Here is a 20,752-nt window from a genome sequence, read left to right as displayed (position 1 = left end):
TCCATCTCAGGTAGATGAAGCTCTACATTTTACTTATTGAATAATCCTTTGAAAAAATCGACTACGAAGAATCGAACCTCTACTTCTTCCTCATCTCCTTCTTCAACAAAGACTGGCTGTTCTTGTGCTTTCGCCGTTTCAATCTCTTCTTTCTGAGACTCATCAACAACTACTGTTTCTTCCGTCGTTGCTGCTTCCACTTTTTCCATCCCGACCTCTTTATAGGCAATAACATCTTCCATGACGATTTCAGGAGTTTGGGTATCTACTGATTTAGTACTTGAATCCACTTCTGACGTTTCACCAACTACATCTTCCGGATCCACTTCAGTAATCTCATTCCCACTCGCTTCCACTTTCGTTTCAAACCCAGGACTTCTTACTGCATTTCCAGTCGAGAAATCAAGGAAGCATAAAGGAGGATAAAGAACACACCACCAGTTCGCCCCTTCTCCTGCACCGAGAGTGATCAACACCGCTTCGTATTCGCCTGCCGGGTATAAATACTGACCATATAATTTAGTAGGAAACTCAACTTTTCCGAAATCTATTTTCACCGATTGATCCAAGCCCTGCTCAGCAATAACCTCTTCTGCAATCTTCTGAAGCTGCGGCAAGCCTGCTTGAATCACTGATTTCGCTTCATCCTGTGATGTAAGAGTCGCCACCCAATTCGTAATCTCTTTATTTACTTCATCACGAACGAGTCTCTTCACATTTTGATCCTGCTCCAGATCACTATTTGCCAGGATCCGCAGTCGAATCGCTTCTTCCGGAATCACCATCGTCTCCTGAGCCGCCATTTCCTGCTTCGGTATATATAAACTTAGAATCGTTCCTAATGATAGAATCAAGATATACAATAAAACCGTATGTTTTGTTTTCATTTCCTCTCCCCCTCAGTAAAACAGTCTAGTCAAAAAGGGGAAATCTTAAACTAGTAAAATAACATTTTTGTTTGGAAAATCTGCTGAATTTCGATTTTAAAAATATAGTTACTTTTAAAAAAGCGAGTGCTAGTTGATTTCCGCTCCAGGTGCTCGCTTTCCGCGGGGCTGGCGGTGAGCCTCCTCGGCTGCGCCTCCGGGGTCTCACCTGTCCAGCTTTTCCTGCAGGAGTCGAGCACCTTCCGCTCCAATCAACTTTCTGAGAATCTATCTTTCACAGAGATAAATAATGAGAACAACTTTTTATATTCTACCTTACAATTTCTGCATTCATCCCACAATAGTCTCTTTTCCACAAAAAAACACCCCCGATCACACGAATCGAGGGTCAACATCCTTATTTTCTCTCACAAAACACCATTCGATCTTTCCCGTTGATATCATGAACGACTTCCACTTCTGCATCAGGAAATGTATCCCGTAGTAAGTCAGCCACCGTCTCGCCCTGTCCGACTCCGACTTCGAAACCGATCAAACATTTTTCCTTCATCACCAATGGCAGTTCATCCATTAATCTCTTGTATAAATCATAACCATCTTCCCCGCCAAACAAAGCGAGTTCAGGCTCATGCTCGATGACTACATCTGATAGCGTTTCACGATCTGTCAGGGGAATATATGGGGGATTCGATAAGAGGATATCGAGCTTGACTCCTTCTTCAATTAAAGGCTGCAGTAAGTCCCCTTCAAAAAAACGAATCTCAGCTCCGAGTCTCTCTCTATTTTCACGGGCAACTGCCAACGCTTCACGAGAAATATCCACAGCCATCAAATCAAGAGGGAAACGATCCGCCTCAAGCTTCAACGTAATCGCAATCGCCCCACTACCCGTTCCAACATCAGCAGCCTGCAAAGAAGTGTCCGAATCACTAAACAGACCCTTCATTTTCTGCAAGCCATAATAAATCAGTTCTTCCGTTTCAGGTCTCGGAATCAGCACATGCTCATTCACCACAAACTCCCGACCATAAAACTCCTCAACCCCGATAATATGCTGAATCGGCACTCCACCAACATGCCGGCGAATCCCCTCCTGGAATTCTTCCCAATTCTCCCCCGGGACGGACCTTCGCTGTTCAGCCAATAACTGGGCACGGGACATCCCTACTAAGTGCCGCAAATAGATTTCTCCCACATTTTCATCACGGCCATTTTCGACTAAAAAAGAAGAAGCCCATTTTAGGGCTTCAAATATGGTAACAGACGTCACTATTCTTCCAGTCTCTCAAGAAGTTTGGATTGATCCTCGATGATTAACGCATCGATGACTTCATCCATCTTTCCTTCAAGAATTTGGTCAAGCTTTTGAATCGTCAATCCGATACGATGATCCGTTACGCGGTTTTGTGGGAAATTGTACGTACGGATACGTTCGGAACGGTCACCTGTACCAACGGCTGATTTACGGTTTGCATCGTATTCAGCTTGAACTTCACGTTGGAATTTATCGTAAACGCGGGCACGCAATACTTTCATTGCTTTCTCTTTGTTCTTGATTTGTGACTTTTCATCCTGACATGACACGACTACTCCTGTCGGCATGTGAGTCAGACGGACAGCAGACATGGTTGTATTAACACTTTGTCCTCCCGGGCCACTGGATGCGAAGGTATCGACACGGATATCTTTGTCGTGAATATCCACTTCGACTTCTTCCGCTTCCGGCAGGCAGGCAACTGTTGCGGTCGACGTATGGATACGTCCGCCGGATTCTGTTTCAGGTACACGTTGCACACGGTGTGCCCCGTTTTCGTATTTCATTTTGGAGAATGCGCCATTTCCGTTGATCATAAAGATGATCTCTTTATATCCACCAACGCCAGTCGAGTTCGCTTCCATTACTTCAGTCTTCCAACCTTGTGATTCTGCATAGCGGCTGTACATACGGTATAAGTCACCGGCAAACAGGGCTGCTTCATCTCCACCTGCAGCACCACGAACCTCCATGATTACGTTCTTATCATCGTTCGGATCTTTAGGGATCAATAATATTTTCAGACGGGCTTCCAATGCTTCAATTTGTTCTTCAAGCTCGGAAACTTCTTCTTTCACCATTTCACGCATATCAGCATCAAGCTTATCATCCAGCATCGCCTTAGCGTCTTTATACTGCCCAGTAAGTTCTTTATATTCTCGATATGCTTCTACCGTTGCTTGGATGTCTGATTGCTCTTTCGAATAATCTCTTAGCTTCTTTGGGTCATTCACAATTTCTGGATCACTCAATAGTTCATTTAACTTATCATAGCGATCTTCCACTGCTTGTAAACGATCGAACACAGCTATTCACCTCAATTTTAGTCCATAACAGTCTAATTATATTATATGGAGTATGTAAACACAAGGAGGATCAGGAATGGGCAGAAGGCATAAACGGGTGGATTTTATGTAGATGGCAAGCAGATCAGCATCCAGACCCGCTTGCACTTTTTTATCTTTCGGTGATTTTCACATTTATATCGTACTTTGGAATGGCTTTTTCCAGTCTCTCTTTTAACATCGCTTCTTCTTTATCCGTCTCAGCCATACTCATTTCATTTTGGGTATGGGCCGTGACCCACATTTGTTCGCCATTGATCCAGACTTCATCTGGTTCGAAGTTGGAATACTCCTTCACAACCTCACGCGCTTTATCTTCATACACACCCGTCGTTGTCGATGTTGTGCCTGGTGAGTTCGTCAGGTTAGGGAAGTTCGGGTTTTCATTTGTCGTATTTCGGACGCTTCTATCTTGACGATCATTCATATCATCTTTTCGATTATCAATGAACCGTGTTCCATTTTGATCCTCGTGCATACCGAATTCCGATTCCTGATTCACTCCACATGCGGTGATTAAAATGAAGAATACGGTAAAGGATAAAACTAATACTAACTTTTTCATACTTTCACACCTCCTGCTTTTAGGATTTCCCACAGGAAAGTGCTTATTCATACAAAAGTCCAGGGGGTAATATAGCTCGGCAAATGACCATAACCAGAAATAAAAAAAAGCCCCAAACATGGGACTTTTCATTTATACTTCCTTCACCATATCAGGTGTAACGCTCATTCCAGTCGGAACTTCATGGTGATGACGGCATCTTGGCTCATATGCTTCAGACGCACCTACAAGGATGACGGGATCATCGTAGCAAGCTGGTTCGCCGTTGATTAAACGTTGTGTTCGACTTGCGGGAGAGCCGCATACTGCACAAACGGCTTGAAGTTTTGTCACTTGTTCTGCAATGGACATTAAGTCCGGCATAGGACCGAATGGTTCTCCGCGGAAATCCTGATCAAGTCCTGCTATGATGACACGATATCCACTGTTCGCTAATTTTTGGACGACCTCTACAATGCCTTCGTCAAAAAATTGGACCTCATCAATAGCAACGACATCCACCTCTGGATTCAGATCATCGAGGATCACATTTGATCCCTCGACTGCTTTGGCAATGACAGAGGTACCATTATGAGATACAACCGACTCATCGCTATAGCGATTATCTAGTTTTGGCTTATACACAGCAATTTTTTGTTTAGCAAATTGAGTGCGTCTTACCCGGCGGATCAGTTCCTCGGATTTCCCTGAGAACATGCTGCCGCAAATGACTTCTACCCAACCCGTTTGTTTCATGACATACACGAAAGCGCCTCTCCTTCCTTATGCAATATTCTATAATAAAACAGTCTGACTGTTAGTAAAAACGGACTACTCTTTAGTATAAAGCATTCCTTTATGTACGGGAAAAATGCTCAGAATCCTGTAATTTGGCAGAAAAAAAGAGGCACAGCTCAATTGGAACTGCCTCTATTTCTTCAACCATTTGCTTTAAAGAGAATAAAAAACAGGCAAGCATGAAGATCCTTGCCTGTTTTTCTAATAGAAGAGAAGTGCCAATCTCATATATTTATGCCTTACGCACAAAGAAATTCGATATGACCTTTCAGCTCTTCATTATTGTTGTTGATTTTTAAGACCGTATTTTTTGTTGAAACGGTCAACACGTCCACCAGCGTCAGCGAATTTCTGACGTCCTGTGTAGAATGGATGGCATTCAGAACATACCTCAACGCGCATTTCTTCCGCTACAGAACCAGTTTCAAATTCGTTACCGCAAGCACAGCTAACTTTGATCGTGTTGTACTTAGGATGAATTCCTGATTTCATTTCTTTCATCTCCTTCCGCCCTGAATCATCTGAGACAGAGTAATTTATTACGAAGATATATGTGATATGAGCATAAGCATGAGAGTTATAGCCAGCCCCTTACCACATCCATTTTTTAAAACACATTGACACTATTATAACAAGGTCAAGTGATATTTGCAACCTGAAAAATTGGAAGTTACAGACATCATTCTCCTAAAGAAAATCATTCGATTACTAGATTAACGCTTCTTCGACTCTTCTGTCAACACATTGAAAAACTCTTCATTCGTCTTCGATTGCTTCAGCTTGCGCATAAGCTTCTCAGCGAAATCAGGCTGATCGGACATCGCTTTACGAATCGCCCACAGCTTTTCAAGATGATCCGGTTTGATGAGAAGTTCCTCGCGACGAGTTCCGGAACGACGGATGTCGATGGCCGGGAAGATACGTCTTTCAGCAAGAGAGCGATCAAGATGAAGTTCTAAGTTCCCTGTTCCTTTGAACTCTTCATAAATCACATCATCCATACGGGATCCTGTATCCACTAACGCAGTTGCGAGAACCGTTAAGCTTCCGCCTTCTTCAATGTTACGTGCAGCACCAAAGAATCGTTTCGGGCGGTGGAACGCAGCAGGATCGATACCTCCGGAAAGAGTTCGTCCACTTGGCGGGATGACGAGGTTATAAGCACGTGCCAAACGAGTGATACTATCCATCAGGATAATGACATCACGCTTGTGCTCCACTAAACGCATGGCGCGCTCAAGAACGAGTTCTGCCACTTTAATGTGGTTTTCCGGCACTTCATCGAATGTTGAACTTACGACTTCTGCTTCGACTGAACGTTCGATATCCGTTACTTCTTCTGGACGCTCATCGATCAGAAGAATGATTAATTCTGCTTCAGGATGATTCGTCGTGATCGAGTTTGCAATTTCTTTGATCAGCATCGTCTTACCAGCTTTAGGTGGCGCAACGACTAGACCACGTTGACCAAAACCGACAGGCGCTATAAGATCCATGATACGCGTGGAGATTTTGTTTGGTGTTGTTTCAAGTTTCATTTGACGGTCAGGATATAAAGGCGTGAGACCTGGGAAATGGACACGTTCTTTCGCAGATTCAGGCTCTTCTCCATTGACCATTTCAACATGAAGCAGTCCGAAATAACGCTCGTTTTCCTTCGGAGGGCGCACCTTACCCGATACCTTATCCCCGTTACGAAGATCGAAACGGCGGATCTGTGACGCAGAGATATAAATATCCTCAGAGCTTGGAGAATAGTTGATCGGTCGTAAGAAACCGAAGCCCTCTGATTGGATGATTTCAAGAACACCTTCCATAAAGAAGAAGCCTTCTTGTTCTGCTCGAACTTTAAGGATAGCGAATATCAATTCTTTTTTTGTTAATTTACTATAATAAGAAACTTTGTATTGTTTGGCCAGCTCATAAAGCTCTTTAAGCTTCATATTTTCTAAGCTAGAAATTGTTAACTCTTCCATCATGACACCACGCTTTATTAATTTGTCCTACCTTAAAATAAAACTTTGTTGTTATTTTTCACGAGAGAGTAGAGGTTGATTTCCGCTACAGGATGCTCGCTTTCCGCGGGGCGTGAGTTGAGCCTCCTCGGGCTTTGCCCTGCGGGGTCTCAACTTTCCCGCTATTCCCGCAGGAGTCGAGCACCTTCCGGTCCAATCAACTTACTTTTAATCTCTTTCACAAATAAATATCTATCTTTTAGAAAAGAGCCAAATATGGGTAGATTTTTCTAAAAATGAAGAAATATGTTGAAGCATAAACTAATAGAAAAAATGCTGAAGATAAAAACCTTATCTATTGTAACCATACTTTTAATCAAGAATCAATGACTGGGTAAAAAAAGGAAGGTAAATTTGTAGATAGGCAGCATTTTTTCACCTATGAAGAAAAAAAGTGAGTGATAAGAGTGGTCATGGGCAGAAATGGTAAGACACTCTGCCCATCCCTCATCTCTTATTAAGAAGAGTTGGTTTCTCTCTCAATGTTTCTTATATATATTATCTCATGACCAGGTTTGGCTTTTTCTGAAGACTGTGGCGGCCGTCTATGAAGCGGACAGTCCCAGACTTCGCACGCATAACGACCGAATGGGTCAATCCGTATGTCCCTTTAAGCTGAACACCTCTTAACAGTTCGCCGTCCGTCACACCTGTTGCTGCAAAGATCGCATCATCACCGCATACGAGGTCTTCCATTCGAAGAATCTTGTCCACATCCAGCCCCATGCTGATACAGCGCTGCAGTTCGGCATCGTTCTGTGGTAAAAGCTTACCTTGAATTTCTCCACCTAAGCATTTCAGCGCAACGGCAGCAAGTACTCCTTCTGGAGCGCCACCCGAACCGAATAGAATATCTACACCCGTATGATCGAATGCTGTGTTCATAGCTCCTGCTACGTCACCATCATTGATCAGTTTAATACGGGCTCCCGCTTCTCTCAGCTGCTGGATGATATGCTCATGACGAGGACGATTTAAGACGGTAGCAACTACGTCTTCAATGTCCTTGTTCTTTGCTTTTGCAACGGCTTTCAGATTATCGATAACAGAAGCGTTGATATCAATTTCCCCAACCGCTTCCGGTCCTACTGCGATTTTATCCATATACATATCCGGTGCGTTCAGTAGGTTTCCGTGGTCTGCCACCGCGAGTACCGCAAGTGCATTCCAGCCTCCGGAAGCAACGATATTCGTTCCTTCCAACGGATCGACGGCCACATCAACACGTGGACCATAGCCTGTCCCTAGTTTCTCACCGATATAAAGCATTGGAGCTTCATCCATTTCACCTTCCCCGATGACAACTGTTCCCTTCATCGGTACTGTGTCGAATACATCGCGCATGGCAGAGGTTGCAGCATCATCTGCTTCATCCTTCTTACCGCGACCCATCCAGCGGGCTGATGCAAGGGCAGCCCCTTCTGTTACTCGAACAAGCTCCATTGATAAACTTCTTTCCATGTATATAGCCTCCCGTATTCCCTTTTGTTTTACAATATCCTTTAATTGTATAACATATTAACAGATTTATTGTAACACATTAAAGGGGATGGAGAGACTTTTTTTAGAAAAAAGTAGGACACAATGGTTCATTCAGGCGAAAAAGAACTGGTCATATTGGAAAAATTTAAGGGAATTAACAAAAAGCGAGTAGTTTTTGATTTCCACTCCAGGGTGCTCGCTTTCCGCGGGGCGGGCGGTGAGCCTCCTCGGCTTCGCCTGCGGGGTCTCACCTGTCCCGCTTCTCCCGCAGGAGTCGAGCACCCTTCCGTTCCAATCAACTTAGTTTTAAATGTTTCACCATTACTCCTAGTGGAATCAACCACCTTTACAATAGTACAGCTTTACGAAACTACGACTTCATCTGCTCCAGTTCTTCCGCTGACATCTTTTCACGCCAGATTGTTGCTCCAAGGCCTTCGAGTTTGGCAACGAGGTCGCTGTATCCGCGGTCGATATGTTCGAGACCGGTTACTTCAGTGATTCCTTCTGCCATTAAGCCGGCGATGACAAGAGCTGCTCCAGCGCGGAGGTCACTTGCTTTCACTTTGGCACCTTGTAATTGTACAGGTCCATTGACGATGGCCGAGCGACCTTCCACCTTGATCGTCGCATTCATTCTTCTCAGTTCATCGATATGCTTGAAGCGGGCTGAATAGATGGTGTCTGTTACGACAGCGGAACCTTCTGCCCGGTTCAATAACGTGGTGAACGGCTGCTGCAGATCTGTTGGGAAACCTGGATACACCAATGTTTTCACATCAACGGATTTGAGCTTGTCCGCTCTTCCGATGTAGATCTGGTCGTCGTTTGTTTCAACGGGTACGCCCATTTCACGCAGCTTGGCGATGACCGATTCCATATGTAATGGGATAACGTTGTCAACAAGTACGCCTTTACCGACAGCAGCTGCAAGGATCATGAACGTTCCTGCTTCAATGCGGTCAGGAATGATTGTGTGGCGGCAGCCGTGAAGCTCGTCTACACCATCAATACGGATCACATCGGTCCCTGCCCCTTTGATCTTCGCACCCATATTACTTAGTAATGTAGCTACGTCAATGATCTCAGGTTCTTTTGCCGCATTTTCAATGATCGTTCTACCTTTTGCGCGTACTGCCGCAAGCATGATGTTGATCGTTGCCCCTACACTGACGACGTCAAGATAAATACGGGCACCCCTTAATTCTTCGGCACGAAGATAAATCGCACCCTGTTCATTCGTCACTTCTGCTCCGAGAGCCTCGAAGCCTTTAATATGCTGGTCAATGGGACGTGGACCAAGGTGACATCCACCCGGTAAGCCGATGACCGCTTTTTTGAATCGTCCAAGCATCGCTCCCATTAAATAATAAGAAGCACGAAGCTTTTTTACCTTCCCGCTCGGTAAAGGCATGGACACCATTTGACTTGGATCTACACTCATATCCCCATCTTCCAAATTGACGGAACCACCGATCTCTTCTAATAGATCTTTCAGCGTCCGTACATCAGAGATGTCTGGTAACCCTTCGATTGTGACTGGTGAATCAGCAAGAATGGTTGCCGGGATCAAGGCTACCGCACTATTTTTGGCACCACTGACTTTAATGGTTCCTTCAAGGGGATAACCTCCTGCAATTTTTAGCTTTTCCATATTAAACTCCCTTCCACTGTTCATTGATGAGGAAGACCCAATGGCTGTCAGACTCCGCACATCAAAAACAAAAAGGATTATTTTTCCAAATGAAGACGTTCTAAGAGGTATTGTCTACTAGTGTATACATAATTCGTCAAAACATGTATAGGATAAACGAATTTTTTTTGGCTTAGACAAATTGACTTAAATTAGCGGTTGTTCCAATCATTCAGGAATGCATCGATTCCTTTATCCGTAAGGGGATGCTGGAACAATTGCTTCAACACTTTCAAAGGCACTGTCGCAATATGAGCCCCTCTTAAAGCGGCTTCTGTAATATGCTGTGGATGGCGGGTCGATGCCGCAATGATCTCTGTTTCCAGGCCGTGAATCGCAAAGATTTCAGCGATTTTGGATACAAGCTCAAGTCCATCATGACCGATATCATCTAATCTTCCTAAAAAAGGCGAAACATACGTCGCTCCAGCACGAGCCGCTAAAAGCGCCTGGTTCGCACTGAAAATCAGCGTCACATTTGTCTTAATTCCTTCTTTAGCAAAAGTAGATGTCGCTTTCAAGCCATCCGGCGTCATCGGAAGCTTAACCGTAATGTTAGGCGCAATCTTTGCAAGCTCCCTGCCCTCTTTGATCATTCCTTCAGCGTCTGTTGCGATGACTTCAGCGCTTACAGAACCAGGCACTAAATCTGTGATTTCCTTTAATCGATCTTCAAATGTCACGTTTTTTTCTTTCGCTACAAGCGACGGATTCGTTGTCACTCCTGAAAGAATACCCCATTCAAATGCTTCTTGAATTTCACTCATGTTTGCTGTGTCTATGAAAAATTTCATTAACTATACCCCATTTTCGACAAAATTTTCAATCATCTTTTAATGAACGGAAGGGACTGACCCAAAAAGGTATCAACCCTTTCCTGGTGCCAGTCCCATCCTACAGCTTCATTCTATTTCTACCACATTCGGAAAGCCTGTAATCTATCATCAAGAACTTTCCAAACATTACCTATTATTTAGCTTGGTTAGAAGAACCAAATTCGCGCATTTTGCCAGCAACTGTCGCTTTGATCGCTTCACGGGCAGGACCCATGTATTTACGTGGATCATATACTTCTGTGTCAGCTGCAAGTACTTCACGTACCGCTTTGGCAGAAGCAATTTGGTTTTCAGTGTTTACGTTGATTTTCGCCGTTCCGTAAGAAATCGCTTTTTGGATGTCTTTTGTCGGAATTCCAGTACCACCGTGAAGTACTAGAGGTACTCCAGTCGCTGCACCGATTTCTTCCATTTCTTTGAATCCAAGATTCGGTTCACCTTTGTAAGGACCGTGAACAGAACCAAGTGCAGGCGCAAGTGTATCGATACCAGTACGCTCTACTAATTCTTGACACTCTTTAGGATCTGCATAGATAACGCCATCTGCTACTACGTCATCCTCTTGTCCACCAACAGTTCCAAGCTCAGCTTCAACAGAAACACCTTTAGAGTGAGCATATTCAACCACTTTAGAAGTGATTTCAATGTTTTCCTCGAAAGGACCGTGAGAAGCGTCGATCATGACAGAAGTGAAACCTGCATCGATTGCTTCTTTACATTTGTCATAGCTTGAACCGTGATCTAAGTGAATCGCAACAGGTACTGTGATGTTCAAGTCTTCCATAAGACCTTCGACCATTTTCACAACTGTTTTGAAACCGCTCATGTAACGTGCTGCCCCTTCAGAAACACCAAGGATGACAGGTGATTTTTCTTCTTCAGCAGCTTGTAGGATCGCTTGAGTGAACTCAAGGTTATTCAGGTTGAATTGACCTACCGCATAGCTATTTTCTTTTGCTTGAATTAGCATGTCTTTCATTGAAACTAAAGGCATAGTAATTTCCTCCTTTTATTCAGTCAGTGAACCATTCTAGTAGAAATGGCGGTGATATTCATAGCACCATGTGACATTGTTTACAATTTCACTTGTATCATACCAAAACAGAATTGATTTTACCAACTGCAGAGGCGAATTGATAAAAATACTACTATTTTCACTATTCAAATAATACTATCAAGCTGGAATATATTGTTTCACAGCCTGCCTGATGTCATCGATATCAAACGGTTTCGCAAAGTGAGTAAGCGCTCCCAGATCCTTTGCTTCCTGAATCATGTCCAGTTCCCCGTATGCCGTCATAATAATGACGCGGATATCAGCATCCTTCTGCTTCATTCTCTTCAAAATTTCGATACCATCCATACCCGGGATCTTCATATCCAGCAAAACCAAATCAGGGGAATGCTGATCTACAATTTCAAGCGCCTGGATACCGTTCGCAGCCTGAAATGTTTGGTAGCCTTCCTTTTGTAACACTTCATTTAATAGAATCCTAATACCAAATTGATCGTCTACAATAAGAATTTTCTCGTTCATTCATCCCAATCCCCTTCGTATTAAAGTAAATTATGTATTACTGAGCTAAATAACCGACTAATAATTGTATATTTATTACTAATTCTCTTTTTACTGTAAAAAATCCTGCTTCTAATCAAGATTTTACTTAAGACCTTTTTCCCCTTTATAATAAGCGTTACGATGACAAATGTCGAAGCTAAATATATAAGGAGAGTTTATTCCATGATTAAAATGTTCACGACACAGTTAACGGGACTTTTCAAACGCATTTATGATAAGCAGGAATTCGAAATCGAAGACGGTGCCCGCCTGCTGGCCCAAGCCGCCATCGGACAAGGAAATATCTATATTAAGGGCTACGGGGAAATGGAAGCTGTCACAGCCGAGGCCTTGTTTGGTGCTGAACCTCTACCTTCCGCTAAAAGATACGAAGATTCCACCGAGCTGACGGAAGCTGATCGAGTATTAGTCGTCAGCCGCTTTTCAACAGATGAGGATGCCGTGAAGTTAGGGAAAGAACTGGCTGATGAAGGTGTCCCATTCGTGGCAGTCTCTGGATTGGTAGAGGGGGATGAGAACCTGGTGGACTTAGCCGATGTTCACCTGGATACAAAAGTGATCAAGGGCATGCTTCCAGGCGACGAGATCGGTGAGCGAGTGAGCTTTCCTTCCAGCATGGCGGCGCTTTATCTTTATTTCGCCCTGGGGTTTGTGATCCGTGAGATGTTGGAGGAGTATGAGGAGTAATGGATAGGCCCGTTCCTGGTTGGGGACGGGTTTTTTGTGATGGATATTTTCTGAGGGAAGCGCTCCGCGAAATTTGTCGTTCATTGTAGAACGGTCGATATCTTGAAAATAAGGTTGATAAATCCGAATAACGGTCGATAACGTTTCTCATATACGTTACTACTTGAATCGTCGTGGCTCCTTTTCACAATAAATAGAGAGGCACCATTAAAAGGCCCTCTCCCCCTCAACTAATTCAACCCCCACGCACTTTCTTCGCATGCACATACGTCACTGCCAGTGCCAATACCAGTACGCTTCCTTTAATAATTTCAAATGCATAGTATGGTAGATTCATCATCGTCAATCCATTCAGCAGGACCCCGATCAAGGCTGCTCCAAAGAAGGTCCCGAGGATATTCGGTTTTCCTGCACCCAAGACGGAAAAGCCGACAAACACAGCGGCGACTGCTTCCATCAGGAGCGGGGCACCGGCATCCATCTGTCCTGATCCGACCCGGGCCGTGAACAGGATTCCCCCAATCGATGCGAATACTCCTGAGAGAACGTAGGCAATCAATTTCACCCGCGTCACTCTGACACCTGATAAGCGTGACGCTTCCGCGTTACCTCCTGTCATGTATAAAATCCGTCCCCATCTAGTGAAATGCATGATCACATAGACGATTCCGACCAACACGAGCATGATCCATACCGGTACCGGCAATCCGAGCCACTTTCCCTGGCCAATCCAGAGGAACGCTTCGGAAAATTCGCCCGGGGCCGTCCCGCCAGTTGTCATCGGCATATTATTGTAGATCGAGTATCCTTCTGTATACGTCCGATGAACACCTGAAATGATATACATCGCCCCTAATGTAGCAAGCAAATCCGGAATTCCAAACTTCACGATCAATAGCGAATTGAATAACCCGACTCCCGCTCCCACCAACAATGGAACAAGGAGCACGATCCACAACGGCGCTTCATACCATACCATCAAAGAAGCCGTCACAACGGTAGACAGGGAAACCGTCGATCCCACTGATAAGTCAAAGCCATCAACGACAAGGGTAAAGGTGACCCCTATGGCGACCAATGTGACGATGGAAATCGAGCGGAGAATGTCTGATAGATTTCCATATGTGAAGAAAAACGGGTTATATAAGCTGAAAAATAGAAGAATTGCAGCCATTAACACGATGGCTCCGTATTTAAATAGTAAGTCGAGTATCTTGCCTTTCATGCGCTTGGATCCCTCCTGAAGCATAAAACAATATGAGTTCTTGAGTTGCTTCTTCTTTTGTCAGTTCTTTGACGATCCGACCATCATACATGACGAGTATCCGGTCCGAAATCGCCAGGATTTCTTGTATTTCGCAGGAAAAGTAGAGAATGCCTTTCTCTTTTTCTGCAAGGGATTGAATCAGGGAAAATATCTCTTTCTTCGCTCCCACGTCCACACCCTTCGTCGGTTCATCAAATAAAAACACCGAAGCTTCATCGGATAGCCATTTCCCTATTGAAACCTTCTGCTGGTTTCCTCCACTTAAAAAGTTTGCCTGGATTCCTTCATGAGCAGTTTTAATTCCCAGGGATCGGATTTTTTCACGAGCCAGCTCACGTTCTTTGCGACCGTTGATCCATAACCAGTTGGAGACTTTTTTTAAAGAAGGAAAGCTTAGGTTGTGCTGAACAGATTCATGAATGAACAATCCTTCCTTTCGCCTTTCTTCCGGGATGAGCGCCAAGCCATTTTGGACCGCGTGCCGGGGAGAATGGATTGTGAGTTTCTTTTCTTTCAGAAAATGGTCACCCGATTCTACTTGAGTGGCTCCAAATAAGGCTTTAGCAAGCTCGGTTTTTCCCGCTCCCACAAGTCCGACCACTCCGACTACTTCTCCTGCCTTCACGGATAAATGGATGTCCTTCACCTTTTTCCCGTCTGCCAGCCCTCTCACTTCGTAAAGCGTTTCACCGATTGGCAGCCTTCTTTTCTGAAACTCCTCTCTATATGTTCCTCCAAGCATGGCTTCAATGATTTTCTGGGAGGTGGTATGGTAGGCTTCATACGTTTCAACGGTCTCACCGTCTCGCATGACAGTAATACGATCGGAAATCTGAAATACTTCCGGGAGCCTGTGAGAGATGAAAATGACCCCAACTCTCTCTTTCTTTAAATCTTCTATGACACGGAATAATTTTTCCGTCTCAGAAGAACTTAGTGGTGCTGTTGGTTCATCTAAAATCAATATCTTCGCTTTTTGAAGCAGGCTTCTGGCAATGAGTACAAGCTGCTTTTCTGCGAGACTTAAGTGTGACGCAGGCTGCCCGAGGGGGATCGCTTCTGCCCCAACTCGTCTGAGTGCCTCCAATGCTTCTTTCTTTAATGACTTCTTTGTAATAAAGAAGGAGCCTTTTTGTGAAAACTGATCAAGGACGATATTTTCTGCTACAGAAAGTTCCGGGACAATGGCCGTGTCCACTTCCTGGTATACGCAATGAATGCCATGCTCCTTCGCTTCCTTCGGAGATTGATAGTCTCTTTTCCCGGAGTGAAGGATGATATCTCCGCTGTCTTGCACATAGGCTCCTGATAAAATCTTCATCAGCGTGCTTTTACCTGCACCATTCGCCCCCAACAGAGCATGAACCTCCCCCTCTTTCACATCGAAGCTTGCATTCTTTAGGGCTCTCACTCCTGAGAAGGTTTTATTGATATCGATCATTTCTAACAGTGGAGACGTCATCTCTTCTCACTCCTTTCTACTCTGTGAATGATCCTTCAAGCTTTTTCAAATCATCTGTATAGCCTTGCTCACTTGCTCCCCAGCCATTTACGTGCTCGTGTAATTGATCTGTGGTGATCGTTTCTTCAGGCAATGCTTCTTTTTCAATAAAGACCGGTTCAAGCTTTACTTTCTCAGGTGTTTCTTCGCCGTTTAGCTTTTGATATAAGAAACGGACCTGCACTCGGCCGATATCTTTCGGGTCGACCGCTGCTGATGCCACCCACGGGCTTCCATCTTTTTGAATGATTTGCAGATCTTCATCACTCATGTCGATTCCATATACTTTGATTTCATCTCTTCCTGCCGCTTCGATTGCCCGAACGGCGCCTTTTGCAAATTCATCCCAAGCAGCCCAGACAGCATCGATGTCACCTTTATTTGGATACTGTTTCAATATGGCCTCCATTTGAGCTTGTGTATCCAGTGCTGTATTCTGAGTAGCCGCTCCAAAGGCTGCCACCTCTTTAATATCGGGATTTTTTTCTAAAAATTCCTGATAGGCCACTTGGCGTCTTTCCATCGGGGCAAAGCCTGCAACCCAGATCTTCACGATCTCACCCTTTCCGCCAAGCTCATCTGAAAGCTTCGTCAAGGTCTGTTCAGCCATTTGCTGATCACCCTGTTCGAGGACCGTCACCCCTTTTGATGCAACATCCGCATCGAATACGACAACCGGGATGTTTTGTTCCTTCGCCTTTTCCACCCCTGATTGCAGTGCTTCTTTCGTTCCATGATCGATGAGGATACCATCAAACTTCTGGTTGATGGCCGCATCCAGGTTGGAAGACATTTTTGCCAAATCTCCTTCAGACGTAAATACTTGAACCTTTCCTCCGAACTTCTCTACCTGTTCTTTGACACCTTCTATGTATTGAGCGGAAAATGTCCCTAAATTGATTTGCATAATTAGTGCGATCTTTTTATTGGCTAGCGGATGATCAGACGTTGCTTCCTTCTTGTTACCACTGTCTGCGTCCGCCTCCTGGGATACCTTTGGCTGGCAAGCCGCTAAACTGAAAATAAGTGCGAGTAATACGAGTATTGATGCCATTTTTTTCATCGTTCTTTTCTCCTCCCGAGGTAATATACCTTAATTTTCCAAATAAAAAAACCCCTTTTCCCAAGAGAAAAGAGGTTTATGTATAAATAAACGTACTCTTATCACTCAGGAAATTATTCCTGCAGGTTTTAGCACCTTTCCGTGTGTACGGTAGGTTGCCGGGCGTCATCGGGCCAGTCCCTCTGCCAACTCTTTATAAGAGATTATGAAATTTGATATAGTTCGCATGCGCTATAAACGATATATTAACGATATGTGGGAATATTGTCAATATTCTTTTTAGGGAATTTTCTATAGAGGATTAAAGAGGGTTGAGCGAATTTGTCACTATTTGTAGAACGGTCGATATCCTGAAAATTAGGTTGATAAATTGAAAATACGGTTGATAAATCCGATTAACGGTCGATAATTTTGGATTTCGGTTGATAAATTTCAATAACGGTCGATAAATTCCGATTCCCCTTAAAAATCGGCCACCCCCACCCTATCAAACAAAAAAACCGCCCTCCCAAACCAGGGAGAGCAGTTCCATAATCAAATCTTATTTTTCACCATATGCAAGTGACGCTTCCACGAAGTCTCTGAATAGAGGCTGTGGACGTGTCGGGCGTGATGTGAATTCAGGATGGAATTGAGATGCGACGAACCATGGGTGGTCGCTTAGCTCGATGATTTCCACTAGACGGCCATCAGGACTTGTCCCTGAGAAGATGAAGCCGGCTTTTTCCATTTGCTCACGGTAGTGATTGTTGAACTCGAAGCGGTGGCGGTGACGCTCGTAAACCACTTCTCCATCATAGGCTGTATAGGCTTTTGAACCTTTTGTCAGCTTACATGGGTATAGTCCGAGGCGCAGTGTTCCACCAAGATCTTCGATGTCCTTTTGTTCTGGTAAAAGGTCGATGACAGGGTATGGCGTTTCAGGATTTAACTCAGCTGAGTGAGCTCCTTCCAACCCAAGAACGTTACGTGCATATTCTACAGATGCCAGCTGCATTCCTAGGCAAATTCCAAGGAAAGGTACCTTGTTTTCACGGGCATATTGAGTGGCAGCGATTTTCCCCTCTACCCCACGGTCACCGAAACCGCCTGGTACAAGGATTCCATCTACATCTGCCAGTTTTTCTGCTACGTTTGCGCTGTCGATCAGCTCAGAGTTCAACCATCTTACCTCGATGTCGCTATCGAAATGATAACCGGCATGACGAAGGGCTTCCACTACTGAGATATACGCATCCTGCAGCTCGACATATTTCCCAACCAGGGCGATTCTTGTTTTACGAGACAGGTTTTTCACGCGATCAACGAGTTCATTCCACTCGGTCATATCTGCTTCGTGGCAGTTCAACTTCAAGTGCTGACATGTGATTTCATCAAGCTTTTGATCCTGTAGCGCAAGTGGAACAGAGTATAGTGTGTCTGCATCCATTGCTTCGATTACAGCATTTTTATCGATATCACAGAATAACGCGATTTTGTCTTTCATGTCTTGAGTCATTGGCATTTCTGTACGCACGACGATGACATTTGGCTGGATACCTAGACTGCGAAGCTCTTTTACGCTATGCTGAGTCGGTTTTGTTTTCATTTCACCGGCTGCTTTGATGTAAGGTACAAGAGTACAGTGGATGTACATCACATTGTCACGGCCTACATCGCTCTTGATCTGACGAATCGCTTCAAGGAAAGGAAGAGATTCGATATCCCCGACCGTTCCACCGATTTCCGTGATCACGACATCTGAATTCGTCTCGCGTCCAGCGCGGTATACGCGTTCTTTGATTTCGTTTGTAATGTGTGGGATAACTTGTACAGTACCACCAAGATAATCACCGCGACGCTCTTTTTTCAGTACAGTTGAATAGATTTTACCTGTTGTGACAGAGCTGTATTTCGTCAGGTTAATGTCAACGAAACGCTCATAGTGACCTAAGTCAAGATCCGTTTCTGCACCATCATCTGTTACGAATACTTCACCGTGCTGATAGGGACTCATCGTTCCCGGATCCACGTTAATGTATGGATCGAACTTCTGGATCGTGACACTCACGCCACGGTTTTTCAATAGCCTTCCAAGGGACGCTGCTGTGATCCCTTTCCCTAGTGACGACACTACGCCGCCTGTTACGAAAATATACTTAGTCATGTATATGTCCCCCTTCAAAGTAAGTTTGGTTCAAAAAAAGTAGAGGGTGTCTATTGTAGGTATGTCATGAATTTATCTTGTTCAAAGAAGGACAAGTCCATTCTCTTAATATAAATTCATCTGCATACTCAAGCTTTAAGACAGCCTCTTATTATAAATATACATAAAAATGTAAGGGGTCTTTAAGAATCGATCCGCCACACATAAAGGAATAGAAAATACCCTGTTACGTCAAAGCTTTCTTCTTATAAAATAAAAAAAGCCCCGCTTACAAAACATGTAAGGGGAGCATTGTATACGTAATTCGTCCTTTTTTAAGGAGCCCAAATAAAATACTACCTTCCTCAAAGAAAGAAGTCAAGCATAGAATGATGAGGGAATTTTCAATCAATGGCATCACTCGATGCACAAGGCTCGAGACCATAAAAAAACCCATCAAAAAGGAAAAAACGCCTTTTTGATGGGTTTGTCTGATGCTTATAGGAGGTGAGGATTATTTATCGTCCTTTTCCTCATCAAGATCTTCTTCTTCTTCTTCGTCTTCATCGACTTCATCGAATTCATCGATTTCAAGTTCTTCCTCGTCTTCATCGATGTCCAGATCTTCATCTGCATCGTCGTCAACGGCGTCTACATCGTCGTCATCTGTCAGATCATCGTCATCGTCCGTGTCATCAAGATCATCATAATCAAGATCTTCATCGTCCAGATCATCGAAATCTTCAAGATCTAAATCGTCATCGTCTTTCTTCTTCGCTTTTTTCTTTTTGCTGGACTTCATCGTTGGAACCGTTTCTTCCTCGATTTGATCCACTGGATACCATTCTCTTAATCCCCAACTGTTATCGCCCATTGCAATAAAACGTCCCTCGACATTAAGGTCCGTGTAGAATTGAAGTAAGCGGCTGCGAACCTCTTTTTCAGAGATTTCAAGCAAACCTTTAATTTCTTTGACTAAGTCTTCGAAGGGCATCGCTTTCTTTTTCTCTGTTAAAATCTCATGTGCCAACTCAATGAATGATGTTTGACGTAATTCTTCTTTGGATAACTGCTTAAGACTCAATTAACGCACTTCCTTTCTCTATTTCACACTCTACTAAGTAGAGTAAAAAAGGGCAAAAATTCTCCATTATCAATTCTAACCATATTCATCATTATAAACAATTGAAAAGACTTTATGCTATACCTATCTGGTTTTTCTTGCATTTTTTTCACAATTGGAATCAGGAAGGTCTGCCGCTTTCCCATTTCTCTTCTTTTTCACCATTTCGAATTACACGGAACGCTTCATAGAAAAGATAGAAAGAGAGTAGAAGAAAAGGAATCGCTCCTAATTGCAATTGATATAGAAGTACTGCAGCAAATAGGATGATGGCTAATAGTATATAACGAAAAATGGTCTTCACAGTCTCACATCCAAACGTATGTATCGTTCTTATCCTCTCACTAATCTGACAATTCTCATTATATAGGAAATGATACCCGACTACTATTAAGATCGTGTTAAAAATTGGTTGATTTTGTTTAAAGGATAGACTGTTTATGGACTTTTTAAACTTATTTTCGTTTATTTAACATAGCTCTGTATTGATTAGGTTCTTTTCTTAGACTTGTTGCTACTTCCCCATGAGCGAGTAGTGGTTGATTTCCGCTCCAGGATGCTCGCTTTCCGCGGGGTGGGCGGTGAGCCTCCTCGGCTTCGCCTGTGGGGTCTCACCTGTCCCACTATTCCCGCAGGAGTCGAGCACCTTCCGCTCCAATCAACTTAGCTAATATTACTTTCAAATTCACAAGGCAGACCTAATAAATATTGAAAACAGTCTTAGAAAAATTACAACCCACCCATCGCTATGAATATATCCATTGACCACCATA

Annotated in this window: 19 protein-coding genes and 1 riboswitch; of the genes, 1 reads left to right on the top strand and 18 read right to left on the bottom strand. The window is 43.8% G+C overall.

Going from position 1 to position 20,752, the window contains the following annotated elements; genetic code table 11:
* Positions 1–29: 29 nt before the first annotated feature.
* The 12 genes from spoIIR to RSX31_RS17175 form a co-directional block, all read right to left on the bottom strand.
* On the bottom strand, positions 30–887 hold the full coding sequence (spoIIR, locus tag RSX31_RS17230) for a stage II sporulation protein R (RefSeq protein WP_315635325.1): 858 nt from the start codon (positions 885–887) through the stop codon (positions 30–32).
* 397 nt (positions 888–1,284) lie between these two features.
* Positions 1,285–2,157: a peptide chain release factor N(5)-glutamine methyltransferase gene (gene prmC / locus RSX31_RS17225; RefSeq protein ID WP_315635323.1), complete on the bottom strand. Its 873-nt coding sequence runs from the start codon at positions 2,155–2,157 to the stop codon at positions 1,285–1,287.
* Entirely contained in the window at positions 2,157–3,227 is a 1,071-nt protein-coding gene (gene prfA / locus RSX31_RS17220) for a peptide chain release factor 1 (protein WP_148996332.1), read from the bottom strand. Before prfA ends, prmC begins: the two co-directional genes overlap by 1 nt.
* Positions 3,228–3,378: 151 nt before the next feature.
* Positions 3,379–3,831 carry a hypothetical protein gene (locus tag RSX31_RS17215; RefSeq protein ID WP_148996331.1) on the bottom strand — a complete coding sequence of 151 codons (453 nt, stop codon included), beginning with the start codon at positions 3,829–3,831 and terminating at the stop codon, positions 3,379–3,381.
* 132 nt (positions 3,832–3,963) lie between these two features.
* Positions 3,964–4,575 (bottom strand): thymidine kinase, encoded by a 612-nt coding sequence (locus tag RSX31_RS17210; protein WP_148996330.1) that lies wholly within the window; start codon positions 4,573–4,575, stop codon positions 3,964–3,966.
* Positions 4,576–4,887: 312 nt separating this feature from the next.
* Complete coding sequence (rpmE, locus tag RSX31_RS17205) at positions 4,888–5,100, bottom strand: 50S ribosomal protein L31 (protein WP_034765123.1); 213 nt, start codon at positions 5,098–5,100, stop codon at positions 4,888–4,890.
* A 221-nt stretch (positions 5,101–5,321) separates the two neighbouring features.
* Positions 5,322–6,584: a transcription termination factor Rho gene (gene rho, locus RSX31_RS17200; protein ID WP_044340561.1), complete on the bottom strand. Its 1,263-nt coding sequence runs from the start codon at positions 6,582–6,584 to the stop codon at positions 5,322–5,324.
* A gap of 537 nt (positions 6,585–7,121) precedes the next feature.
* Positions 7,122–8,084, bottom strand: a complete 963-nt coding sequence (gene glpX, locus RSX31_RS17195) for a class II fructose-bisphosphatase (RefSeq protein ID WP_034765120.1) — start codon at positions 8,082–8,084, stop codon at positions 7,122–7,124.
* Between the two features lie 391 nt (positions 8,085–8,475).
* Positions 8,476–9,759, bottom strand: coding sequence for a UDP-N-acetylglucosamine 1-carboxyvinyltransferase (locus RSX31_RS17190; protein ID WP_148971203.1), 1,284 nt, complete (start codon positions 9,757–9,759; stop codon positions 8,476–8,478).
* Positions 9,760–9,950: 191 nt separating this feature from the next.
* Positions 9,951–10,592, bottom strand: a complete 642-nt coding sequence (gene fsa / locus RSX31_RS17185; RefSeq protein WP_148996329.1) for a fructose-6-phosphate aldolase — start codon at positions 10,590–10,592, stop codon at positions 9,951–9,953.
* A gap of 175 nt (positions 10,593–10,767) precedes the next feature.
* A complete protein-coding gene (gene fdaB, locus RSX31_RS17180) occupies positions 10,768–11,628 on the bottom strand; it encodes a class IIb fructose-bisphosphate aldolase FdaB (RefSeq protein ID WP_148996328.1) in 861 nt (286 codons plus the stop codon).
* Positions 11,629–11,808: 180 nt separating this feature from the next.
* Positions 11,809–12,171 (bottom strand): response regulator, encoded by a 363-nt coding sequence (locus RSX31_RS17175; protein WP_148971206.1) that lies wholly within the window; start codon positions 12,169–12,171, stop codon positions 11,809–11,811.
* Between the two features lie 204 nt (positions 12,172–12,375).
* Here RSX31_RS17175 and RSX31_RS17170 point away from each other — a divergent pair, with 204 nt between their 5' ends.
* The gene (locus RSX31_RS17170; RefSeq protein WP_315635310.1) at positions 12,376–12,900 is read left to right on the top strand and encodes a DUF2529 domain-containing protein; all 525 of its coding nucleotides are present in this window, start codon (positions 12,376–12,378) and stop codon (positions 12,898–12,900) included.
* Between the two features lie 235 nt (positions 12,901–13,135).
* Here the strand turns inward: RSX31_RS17170 and RSX31_RS17165 are convergent, their stop codons facing one another.
* The 6 genes from RSX31_RS17165 to RSX31_RS17140 form a co-directional block, all read right to left on the bottom strand.
* On the bottom strand, positions 13,136–14,125 hold the full coding sequence (locus RSX31_RS17165) for an ABC transporter permease (RefSeq protein WP_315635308.1): 990 nt from the start codon (positions 14,123–14,125) through the stop codon (positions 13,136–13,138).
* Positions 14,094–15,629 (bottom strand): sugar ABC transporter ATP-binding protein, encoded by a 1,536-nt coding sequence (locus RSX31_RS17160; RefSeq protein WP_315635306.1) that lies wholly within the window; start codon positions 15,627–15,629, stop codon positions 14,094–14,096. The genes RSX31_RS17165 and RSX31_RS17160 overlap by 32 nt, the downstream gene beginning before the upstream one ends.
* 16 nt (positions 15,630–15,645) lie before the next feature.
* The gene (locus RSX31_RS17155) at positions 15,646–16,731 is read right to left on the bottom strand and encodes a sugar ABC transporter substrate-binding protein (RefSeq protein ID WP_315635305.1); all 1,086 of its coding nucleotides are present in this window, start codon (positions 16,729–16,731) and stop codon (positions 15,646–15,648) included.
* Between the two features lie 95 nt (positions 16,732–16,826).
* Positions 16,827–16,933: riboswitch (SAM riboswitch) on the bottom strand.
* Positions 16,934–17,272: 339 nt separating this feature from the next.
* A complete protein-coding gene (locus RSX31_RS17150) occupies positions 17,273–18,877 on the bottom strand; it encodes a CTP synthase (RefSeq protein WP_148996323.1) in 1,605 nt (534 codons plus the stop codon).
* 493 nt (positions 18,878–19,370) lie between these two features.
* Positions 19,371–19,940 carry a DNA-directed RNA polymerase subunit delta gene (gene rpoE, locus RSX31_RS17145; RefSeq protein ID WP_315635301.1) on the bottom strand — a complete coding sequence of 190 codons (570 nt, stop codon included), beginning with the start codon at positions 19,938–19,940 and terminating at the stop codon, positions 19,371–19,373.
* 160 nt (positions 19,941–20,100) lie between these two features.
* Complete coding sequence (locus RSX31_RS17140; protein ID WP_148971213.1) at positions 20,101–20,283, bottom strand: hypothetical protein; 183 nt, start codon at positions 20,281–20,283, stop codon at positions 20,101–20,103.
* Between the last annotated feature and the right edge of the window lie 469 nt (positions 20,284–20,752).

It is taken from the genome of Rossellomorea yichunensis (genome assembly GCF_032337515.1).
Taxonomy (GTDB): Bacteria; Bacillota; Bacilli; order Bacillales; family Bacillaceae_B; genus Rossellomorea; species Rossellomorea yichunensis.
Note: the sequence above shows the minus strand (reverse complement) of the source record. Positions and strands in the feature narration are given on the sequence as shown.